Annotated in this window: 7 protein-coding genes; 1 reads left to right on the top strand and 6 read right to left on the bottom strand. The window is 38.7% G+C overall.

Features of this window, described 5'->3' with window-relative positions:
• Positions 1–150: 150 nt before the first annotated feature.
• A complete protein-coding gene (locus P4S71_RS14360) occupies positions 151–624 on the top strand; it encodes a hotdog fold domain-containing protein (RefSeq protein WP_008134698.1) in 474 nt (157 codons plus the stop codon).
• Positions 625–645: 21 nt separating this feature from the next.
• Here P4S71_RS14360 and P4S71_RS14365 read toward each other — a convergent pair whose 3' ends face one another.
• The 6 genes from P4S71_RS14365 to P4S71_RS14390 all read right to left on the bottom strand — a co-directional run bounded on the left by P4S71_RS14365 (position 646) and on the right by P4S71_RS14390 (position 9,596).
• On the bottom strand, positions 646–1,128 hold the full coding sequence (locus P4S71_RS14365; RefSeq protein WP_337120638.1) for a bactofilin family protein: 483 nt from the start codon (positions 1,126–1,128) through the stop codon (positions 646–648).
• Entirely contained in the window at positions 1,118–2,281 is a 1,164-nt protein-coding gene (locus tag P4S71_RS14370; protein WP_337120637.1) for a M23 family metallopeptidase, read from the bottom strand. The genes P4S71_RS14365 and P4S71_RS14370 overlap by 11 nt, the downstream gene beginning before the upstream one ends.
• Positions 2,282–2,416: 135 nt before the next feature.
• Positions 2,417–3,730: a fumarylacetoacetase gene (gene fahA, locus P4S71_RS14375; RefSeq protein WP_337120636.1), complete on the bottom strand. Its 1,314-nt coding sequence runs from the start codon at positions 3,728–3,730 to the stop codon at positions 2,417–2,419.
• Between the two features lie 136 nt (positions 3,731–3,866).
• A complete protein-coding gene (gene hppD, locus P4S71_RS14380) occupies positions 3,867–4,913 on the bottom strand; it encodes a 4-hydroxyphenylpyruvate dioxygenase (RefSeq protein WP_337120635.1) in 1,047 nt (348 codons plus the stop codon).
• Positions 4,914–5,216: 303 nt separating this feature from the next.
• Positions 5,217–7,964: a metallophosphoesterase gene (locus tag P4S71_RS14385; RefSeq protein WP_337150881.1), complete on the bottom strand. Its 2,748-nt coding sequence runs from the start codon at positions 7,962–7,964 to the stop codon at positions 5,217–5,219.
• A 138-nt stretch (positions 7,965–8,102) separates the two neighbouring features.
• Entirely contained in the window at positions 8,103–9,596 is a 1,494-nt protein-coding gene (locus P4S71_RS14390) for a peptide MFS transporter (RefSeq protein WP_007376896.1), read from the bottom strand.
• Between the last annotated feature and the right edge of the window lie 63 nt (positions 9,597–9,659).

Genomic DNA, 9,659 nt, shown 5'->3' on the forward strand with positions numbered 1-9,659 from the left:
ACTCATAAAAAAGAAAGGGCTTATGACCCCTGCATAGGCTGTCATTCTTACTTTTTGATTGGATTAAGCTAAAAAGCCAGCATAAATGCACTTTTTAAAACTGGTCTGATGTGTTAATTTTAAAAAAGTAACTGTTGATGGAAAATAATAATGAGTAATAAATCTGCACTTGTAAAAACATGGCACAAGTTTAAGCGCTTACCTTTTGGGAATTGGCTTTTTACTAAAGCTGTTTGCTTTAAAGCGCCATATTTTGGTTCGATGAAACCTTACGTACTCGATTTGAGAGAGGGCCATTGTAGTGCGGTGGTTAAAAATCGTCGCAGCGTTCATAATCATATTGGAACTATTCATGCTATTGCGCAGTGTAACTTAGCTGAATTGTGTGCGGGTGTAATGGTTGATGCTACAGTGCCAGTTAAAACGCATCGTTGGATCCCAAAAGGGATGACAGTGCAGTATTTAGCTAAAGTAGACACTGATGTAACTGCAATTGCAGAGATTGATTTACCGCATAAATGGATAGATAAAGAGGACTTAGTTGTGCCAGTAAAGCTTTATAATACTCGTAATGAACTTGTATTCACTGCTGATATTACAATGTATATTACAGAGAAGAAATAATGAACAGTCAACTGAGTTGATTTAGTTTTTATCTGTGGCTTGTTTATTTACAAACGACAAGCCGCTGTCGTCTTCCTCTAACAACATTTTAACTTCACTGACTGCTTTTAATTCTTCACTAATAAGCTCAATTGCATCTTTTTCAAAACGTTGCTTTAAACTACCTTCAATAATCGCACCGGCATCTATGCTTAAGGTATCGTGGAACACATCGCCATGAACATGTGCGCCGCTTTTAACATTTACTTCACTGGCGTTTATTGAACCAATAACTTTGCCTTTTACAACTACATTTTGTGCTTCAACCATACCTTCAATAATACCTGTTGAGCCAATAACTAAATGTTTTGCTTTAATATCACCATCAATACGACCATCTAATTGTACTTCACCTTGGCTAACTAAGGTGCCTGTGAGACGAACATCTTGTGAAATAATAGAGGGAGTGTTATTTACTCTTTTTAAAGTAGAGCTTCCTGGTTTTTGTTTCTTTCTACCGAACATGAGAAAGCGCCTTTGTTATTTTTAGAGGATTAACATGTTTGCCATCAAGTAATACTTCATAATGCAAGTGAGTACTGGTACTTCTACCGGTGCTCCCCATTAAACCTATTACATCATTTTTAGTAATTAGTTGACCTTTCTTTACTTTAATCTTATTTAAGTGGCCAAAACGAGTCACAAGGCCATTTTTATGTTCAAGCTCAATAAAGTTACCGTAACCACCGTTGCGGCCGGCTCTGAGAACTATAGCGTCAGCAGGGGCAAAAATTTCGGTTTTATGCCAACCAGCTAAATCGACTCCTTTATGAAAGGCTCGACGATTATTCATAGGATCTTTACGAAGACCAAAACTACTTGAAATGTAATATTTTGCAGCAGGCAAAGGTAAAGAATTCGGAAGCTCTGTTAAAAAGCTCTCAAGGTTATTTAATAAGAGTAGTTTATCGGCAATAAGTAAAAATTGGGTCGGAATTTTTGTTTCATCAAAAACATCAAGTGGGCCACCTTGTGCTGTTTTTTGTTCGCTTAGTGCCAAATGTTGTTTAAGTGCCGATTCAAGCCCTGCGCCTTTAAGCATTGCTAAAATATCGTCGTGTCGTTTATTTATTTGGCTATCAAGTAATGCAAAGTTTTTTTGATAAGCTTGTGCTAAATGTTGGTATCTTGCTGAAAAAGTAAGCGGGGTAACTAAGTTCACTTGCTTATTGTTTGGCTCTTCATCAAGTAGTGGAGCATGAAATTCTTCTTTTCGTTCACTAATTGGTGACTCGAGATTACTATCAAGCTGTATTGAATCTTTGCTAATCGAGGCTGGTAATGACTCTATCATGCTTTGCAATAAAGCCTGTTTTTGTTCAAGAATAGCCAGCTGTTCTAACTGATTTGTATAAAGTGCATTTTGTTCGCTGACTTTTTTCTGCCAAAGTAGTTGTTTATTCAATTGGTTTTGCTGGATGTTGGAAATTTTGTTCGTTTGTGAATAAACACGTAATGTAGAAATACTGATCCAAGCTAAAGTAGCAAAAACAAGTACTGCAACAGTAAGCTGAACCCAAGACGGCAAAACAACATGCTTAACTTCACCATTTTGGCGAATAAGTAACTGACGGGCTGGAAATGTTTTTTGATAAAAAGACTTTATAAATACTGACATGGCATATAAACATTGGCTATTAACCGAATTAAGATAGCAATTTGAGTTAAAAAAGCCAGAGAAAAATTGTAACTGTTCAAAAATTAATAAAAAAGGGCTGCTTTTAGTAAGCAGCCCTTTTATTTAATACTCGTATTATTTTGTAGGCAGAACTGTACTCTCTACAGAGCCAAAACCTATACGTGCATAGCCTTCTTTTTCACACCAGCCACGCATAATAACGTTATCGCCATCTTCTAAAAAGCTGCGTTGTTCGCCATTACTTAGCGTAATTTTTTCTTTGCCACCACGAGAAAGCTCAAGTAATGAACCTGCTTCTTCGTGCGTTGGACCTGACTGAGTGCCCGAACCTAGCATGTCACCTGGCATAAAGTTACAGCCATTCACTGTGTGGTGTGTAACCATTTGTGCCACGCTCCAGTAAGAGTGCTTAAAGCTAGATGTTGATACGCGCGTTGGGTTATGGCCTTCGCTACGCATTTTTTGCGTTTGAATTTTAACATCCATTTGAATATCAAAAGCACCTTGGTCGCGATTCGCTTTTGATTCTAAATAGTCCATAGGCTGTGGATCGTTTTCATCACGTGTCCAGCTTGTTCTGTAAGGCGCTAATGCTTCGGTTGTTACAATCCAAGGCGATACAGTTGAGGCAAAGTTTTTAGCTAAAAATGGACCAAGCGGTTGGTATTCCCACGCTTGCAAGTCACGTGCTGACCAATCGTTAAATACACAAAAGCCAAATACGTGGTTTTCAGCATTTTCGATAGCGATTGCATCGCCCAGTGCATTGCCTTTACCTAAGTAAATACCCAGCTCTAGTTCGTAATCAAGGCGTTTACACGGACCGAATGATGGCACTTCAGCGTCTGGCGCTTTGGTTTGACCTTTAGGGCGATGAAATGTTTGACCCGATACGTCAATAGATGAAGAGCGCCCATGATAACCAATAGGTACCCATTTATAGTTAGGTAATAATGGGTTGTCAGGGCGAAACAAACTACCCACAGCAGTAGCATGATAAATAGAAGTGTAAAAGTCGGTGTAATCACCGATGCGACAAGGCAAAGAAAACTCTATATCAGACTGTGCAACCAATGTATCGCTAAGCGCTTGTTGGTGCTCAGAGCCTGCTCTTAGTGCTTTTGAAAGGGCCAAACGAAGGGCTGACCAATACTGCTTCCCTAAACCCATAAATGTATTTAAGGTTGTTTCACTTGCTGCATCTGCGGCTGTTTTAGCGTCACCTTTTAAAACGTTTAATTTACTTAGTTTTGCTAAATCGATTACTTGGTCACCAATTGCAACACCACCACGAAAGGCCTCATCAGACCCTTTACGACGAAATTCTGCAAACGGTAAGTTTTGAATCGGGAAGTCGCAATTATCAACATTAGCTGATTCTACCCAGCTGGTTAAACTAATATCGTGGGTTTCGTTAATTAGGCTCATTACATTTCCTTTGGATTTTACTGTATGGCGACAAGGTATAGTTTATTTAATCATACTTGTACTTGGCGCCATACTTTTTAAATATTAAAACGACAAAAAGCAGCGAAGTTCGCTGCTTTTAATTTACTCAAATATTTTATAAAACGCCGCGACGCTCTTGGTCACGTTCGATTGATTCAAATAATGCTTGGAAGTTACCTTCACCAAAGCCACCATCATCAACGCGTTGGATCATTTCTATAAAGATTGGACCAAATAAGTTTTTAGAGAAAATTTGTAATAAATAACAATTTTCACTTTGGCTATCTACGAGTATCTGATGCTGACGAATTTTTTCTTTATCTTCAGCAACCCAAGGTACACGGTCAAAAATTGTATCGTAGTACTCTGGGATAATATCTAAAGTAGCAATTGTTGATTTATCAAGCTTATCAAGAGAGCTTACTAAGTCATCTGTTAAAAACGCTAAATGTTGAACGCCTGGGCCGTTGTACTCACCAAGGTATTCGTCAATTTGGTTGTTATCGTTACCTTTACCTTCGTTTATTGGGATAGAGAAGGTGCCACAAGGGGACTTAAGTGCATACGAAATAAGCGCTGTTTTTTGACCTTTAATGTCAAAGTAGCGTACTTCAGTAAAACCAAATACGTCTTTATAAAAGTTAGCCCATTTTTCCATGGTGCCTTTATAAACGTTATTGGTTAAATGATCGATTCGGATAAAGCCTTTATCTTCTACAACATTTTGCGTTTCTAAGTCTTCAAAATCACTTTCGTAAATAGTGCCTTTGTCGCCAAATTGTTCAATAAAGTAAATTAGGCTGTCGCCAATACCATAGATTGCAGGATAAGGCATATTTTTATGCGTTGAGTCGGTCGCTGGTTTTGCACCACGCTCTACTGCTATTTCAAATGCTTTTTGCGCATTCTCAACACGCCAACCCATTGAACAAATAGCAGGACCATGGCTTTTAGCAAATTCTGCAGAAAAACCTTCACGCTCGTTATTCAGTAAAAAGTGAATATCGTTTTGGTTGTAATAAACAATGTCTTTACCTTTGAATTTTTTAAGCTTAGAGAAGCCAAAATCAGTAAATACTTTATCCATATAATCAGCATCAGGTGTTGCGTACTCGGTAAATTCAATACCGACTAAACCTAAATAGTTATTTACTTCACTCATTATTATTACTCCCGCAATTAAGCACTGCGATTATGTGTTGTTGTCATATTGCAGTAGATAATCAACCAGATTTTTAATTTGGGGAAGAGGAGGGCGCTATTTAGTGTCTAGTGCATGTGTAAATTTTATAGGACGGTTATTATAAAGTTACGTGTTTGTAATACAGTTAAGTAAAATGAAGTTATATGGTATAAATTCAAGTGGGAGTGCTTGTTTTTAAGTTATTGTATTTAAATACTAAAAAGGAGGTTTAACCTGCGTTAAACCTCCTTTTATAATTAATAAGTAAAAGCTTTTTCGTACTTAATTGTTTACACTTTGAGAGGCGTTGCCAAAAAACTTGTTTCGCTGCTCTAGCCATGGGTTAGTTTTTATTGCTGGAGCTGCTTTGTAGTGACGTTCAATTGTTTGGTTTAAAGTACGTGTAGATTGCTCAAATGTTAATTTTTGTTGTGCAGCGCCCATACGCTTAATTTCATCTCGGGTCATAGCACGGCCAGCATAAAGCAATGCATTCAAGTAACCCGCTACGGTTTCAAAATTATTATCGGTAAATAAAAGCACCGTTTTATTGAGTGCCCATTGACGGTCAATTTCGCCGTCTTCTTTAACGCCAGCTAATTCACCATCAATGTATACTTCAAATACCCCATTTGTAGGTGCTGTGTAGAAAACAAATGCGACACGGTGCCATGCTTCTGCCTGAGTATTACCAAAGTAGCCACTGTCGCTTGTTGATTTACCATAACCACCACTTGGGTCTATAAATATGTCAGCATCGTCATCCAGATAATTGGTTGTTTCTGCTTGCATTATTGCACGATAAATATCTTTGCCTTCTGAAGGCCAATATAAATCCATAACAAGTGTGTAGTCAGATACCATTCCTTCGTTTGCAAAATCACCATTTGCAGGGGTGTTTAATTCAATTAATAAGCCTTCTGTCGGGGAGTGGCGCGAAAATGCCATGACACCCGAAGGGCCGTCAGTTAAATCATCAATATTTAACTGAGTGGTGGTGTTATATTGGGTTTCATCAGTGCCCCAATTTGTTTCATCTGGATCAAAGTAGTTAAGTACTGAAGGCCCAAAATCAGCCGCTAACGGATTGTTAGCATCCTCAAAATTCCATACAGTTACATTTGCTACGTTACTGCACGAGTAAAGCTCAGTGTCGGTATCCAAATGTAGGCATTGGCTTGTTCTAAATCGAGCATATTTATCAAGTAGCCACCAAGCTTCGGCTATTGGCTCTATGTTTGAGAATGTCACACTATTAAAAAATAAATCAGGATTTAAAGCCGCGCCTTTAAATAGCGCAACTTCGTAATTATTTGTGGGTTGTATATCTTCAGGTTTAAGTAAAAACCAATCAGGTTGACTGGCAAACATCGCTGCTAAGTCGCTTCCCGATACTGTTACCTTATAGATAGAGTTAAACCCAGGCGTATTTGATGGCTGCCTTTCTACATAAAAAGCTTTATGAAAATCTTCTTGGGTAAGCGCGCCCGGTGTCCAGCGTTTTTGTACTAGCTCAGGATTTAAAAGCGCTGCGCTTATTGAGCTTGAATGCTTTGCAGCTAAGGCGGTTATTTCAGCTAATTGTAAAGTAGTTGGATAATTTTCTGAAATAGTTATTTCTGTTTCAGCATCAGGAGCATAACGACCCATAATTTCATCAATAGCTTGTTTAGTCGTTTCATCTCGTTCATTAATAGAGTCGGTTTCAATTGTTTTGTAATAAACAACCGGAGATGATTTATCCGCTAAATCAAAATCAAGCGTTAAATCAGTAATTCCTTTAGCGTAAAAATCTGGCTGAATAACAATCGCGCCGTTGTCTAATGTCTCGAAACTTTCACCACCATGCGTGTGGCCGCCAAGTACTAAGTCTATACCGGGTACGTTTGTTGCCATATCAGTATCAAGAGCGACACCTAAATGGCTCAGCATGATCATATAATCTACGTCGTCACGATATTGACTAACAATGCTTTGCGCCACTTGTTGCCATTGCCAGCTCATTTTAAATTGTTTTATGAAATCAGGGATTGGTTCATCTTCAATTGGTTCATCTAGCTCATTCCATGGCACTGAGGTCATGCCAAACACACCAAGTGTAATACATCCTACTTGAACTTTTGCAAATCCTACGCCTGCAAAATCTTGTAGTTGCTCTGCTTCATAACGAGTATTACTAGCAAGTACAATTGCATTCTCGTCTTGGGAATAACTTAGTAATTTTTCTGGGCCCCATGCGTAATCATGGTTTCCAACAACACGAACATCAAATTGCATCGCTTTAATTGCTTCTTCTGTTGCAGTACCTTGTGATAGTTGCTCTGCAACGGTGCCTTTTTCATAGTCATCACCACCATTTGTAAATAAGGTATGAGGAGTTTGGCTTGCTACTTGGTTGTAGTAGGCTTTAATACGGCTGAAATATTGCTCTTGGTAGCCAAAGCGAGCATGTAAATCGGCAACATGCACAAACCTCACTGATTGTTTAGTGGCACTCGCATCACAAGTTGGGCCTATATTGGCAAAAGTTTCATTACGCTGCATTTGTATTGCGTAGGTGCCTAATGTGTTCACTTGCGCGTTAACGAAGCCATCTAACACGGTTGAGCTTTCGATTATGTCCCATGTATTGGTTGATAGTTTTGCTATAAAGAGTTGCCCGCCTAATGCATAGTCCACAGGGATTTTTATTGAAATAGTGATGGGGGTAATTAAAGTCAGCGAGTTTGGTGTAAGACTATGTAAATCTGAAACTATATTTTGTTGCTCATTTGCTTCATCTAATAGTGTTTTCTCGTAAGTAAGCTCAGTATTACTAGAAGTCGCACCAGCAGGAGCGGTTAGTATAAAATTACCTTCATCTAATGTCGTGTCTAAACCAGTCGAGCTTGATAATGTTAATGTACTTGGCTCTGGTTCAGCTGGGTTGTTTGGGTTGAGTGTAACCTCGTCACTGGAGCCGCCACAAGCTGATAAAAGCATAATTAAAAATGCTAAAATTGTGGCACGTAATATCGTTAACGATTGCATATGCAGCTGTTCCCTGAGTCTATTCTCTAATCAATCAGGCTATAATATCAGTTAACGGTGGTGCGGCAAAGTTGAATAAAAAAATCCCTCATAGCGGTTATGAGGGATTGGTTTTTAGCTATATTATTTAAAAAACAATTAAGAAGCTTTTTCTTCTAACCCTTGTTTTTCCCATACTTTAGCTTTAAATGTCATGAGTACTAAAACAACACCAACACCAATGCTAAATAATGCAATTTGTAGGTATAGGTTAGGGATTTCTTCAACATTATTCGGATCGAAATTACCAGCAAGTAAACCTGCGATGATGTTACCGATTGAGTAAGTTAATACAAATACACCCATCATTTGACCTGTGTAACGTTTAGGCGATAGTTTACTTACCGCACTTAATGCTACAGGGCTTAAACAAAGCTCACCTACTGTATGTAAAAAATAGGTAGTAACAAGCCAGTAAGGCGCTACTTTTAAGCCTTCAGCAGCGTAATGAGCCGCCATAAACATAACTAAAAAGCCTGACGCCATGATAATTAAACCAAGCGCACACTTAACGCTGTAGCTAGGTGATACTAGACTTTTAGATAAATTAATCCAAAGCGCTGCAAAAAATGGTGATAGGGCAATAATAAACAGCGAGTTTAACGATTGAAACCACGTTGTAGGGATTTCAAAAGTACCAATAAGGCGGTCAGTATAATCGCGTGCAAATAAGTTTAATGATGAACCTGCTTGTTCAAAACCAGACCAAAAACATGCTGATGCAATACATACTAAAAATAGCGCCCACATTCTTTGTTTTTCAGCATCAGTTAATTTACCTGTAAAGTAAATAACACCAAAATAAACAAAAAAGATAATAGTGAATACAACAGCTACGTATCCTGCAACCACTGTTGGATTGATTACAATTGCGCCGGTCATTGCCGCTGTAGTCACTGCTGCAGCTATAATTACAAACGCAGCAATACCACCCCATGCGCGAGAAGTACCTTTAGGGCCTAATGGGTTGGCTGGTAAAGCGCTATGCTCTGGCAAGTTATTAAGTGAGCGCTTATATTGCACTAAACCAATAGCCATACCAACAGCTGCTGCGCCAAACGCCCAGTGCCAGCCTACGTTTTCCATAAAGTAACCACAAACGTAGTAACCAATCAAAGAACCTAGGTTAATACCCATGTAGTAAATAGCGTAACCACCATCACGACGTTCGTCGGCATCACTGTATAACTGGCCAACCATTGCGCTGATATTTGGTTTTAATAAACCAGTACCCGTCGCTACAAATATTAAGCCAATAAAAAATGAATAATCATGTGGAACTGCCAAAATAATATGGCCACACATAATAATAATACCGCCATACCAAACCGCTTTTTGACCACCGAATAGTCTATCGGCTAGCCAACCGCCAGGTAAACCTAAAAAGTATACTGCGCCTGTGTATAAACCATATATTGCAGCAGCTGATGCAACGGTAAAGCCAAGGCCTTCTTGTTGTAAGCTTGCCGTCATAAACAATACGAGCATAGCTCGCATACCGTAATAACTCATTCGTTCCCACATTTCAGTGAAGAACAATGTTGAAAGTCCTTTAGGGTGGCCAAACCAGCCACTATCTGGAGCTGAACTCATATTTACTTCCTAACTTTAAGAATTGTTGTAATGGCCTTATAATTTTTTGCTTTAGCTATTTTA

Source organism: Pseudoalteromonas sp. B62 (assembly GCF_037162565.1).
GTDB lineage: Bacteria > Pseudomonadota > Gammaproteobacteria > Enterobacterales > Alteromonadaceae > Pseudoalteromonas > Pseudoalteromonas fuliginea.

Excerpts from the sequence above, each read along its gene's own strand:
- P4S71_RS14360 (WP_008134698.1), top strand. The coding sequence starts at position 151 with ATGAGTAATAAATCTGCACTTGTAAAAACATGGCACAAGTTTAAGCGC.
- P4S71_RS14365 (WP_337120638.1), bottom strand. The coding sequence starts at position 1,128 with ATGTTCGGTAGAAAGAAACAAAAACCAGGAAGCTCTACTTTAAAAAGA.
- P4S71_RS14390 (WP_007376896.1), bottom strand. The coding sequence starts at position 9,596 with ATGAGTTCAGCTCCAGATAGTGGCTGGTTTGGCCACCCTAAAGGACTT.
- hppD (WP_337120635.1), bottom strand. The coding sequence starts at position 4,913 with ATGAGTGAAGTAAATAACTATTTAGGTTTAGTCGGTATTGAATTTACC.
- fahA (WP_337120636.1), bottom strand. The coding sequence starts at position 3,730 with ATGAGCCTAATTAACGAAACCCACGATATTAGTTTAACCAGCTGGGTA.
- P4S71_RS14370 (WP_337120637.1), bottom strand. The coding sequence starts at position 2,281 with ATGTCAGTATTTATAAAGTCTTTTTATCAAAAAACATTTCCAGCCCGT.
- P4S71_RS14385 (WP_337150881.1), bottom strand. The coding sequence starts at position 7,964 with ATGCAATCGTTAACGATATTACGTGCCACAATTTTAGCATTTTTAATT.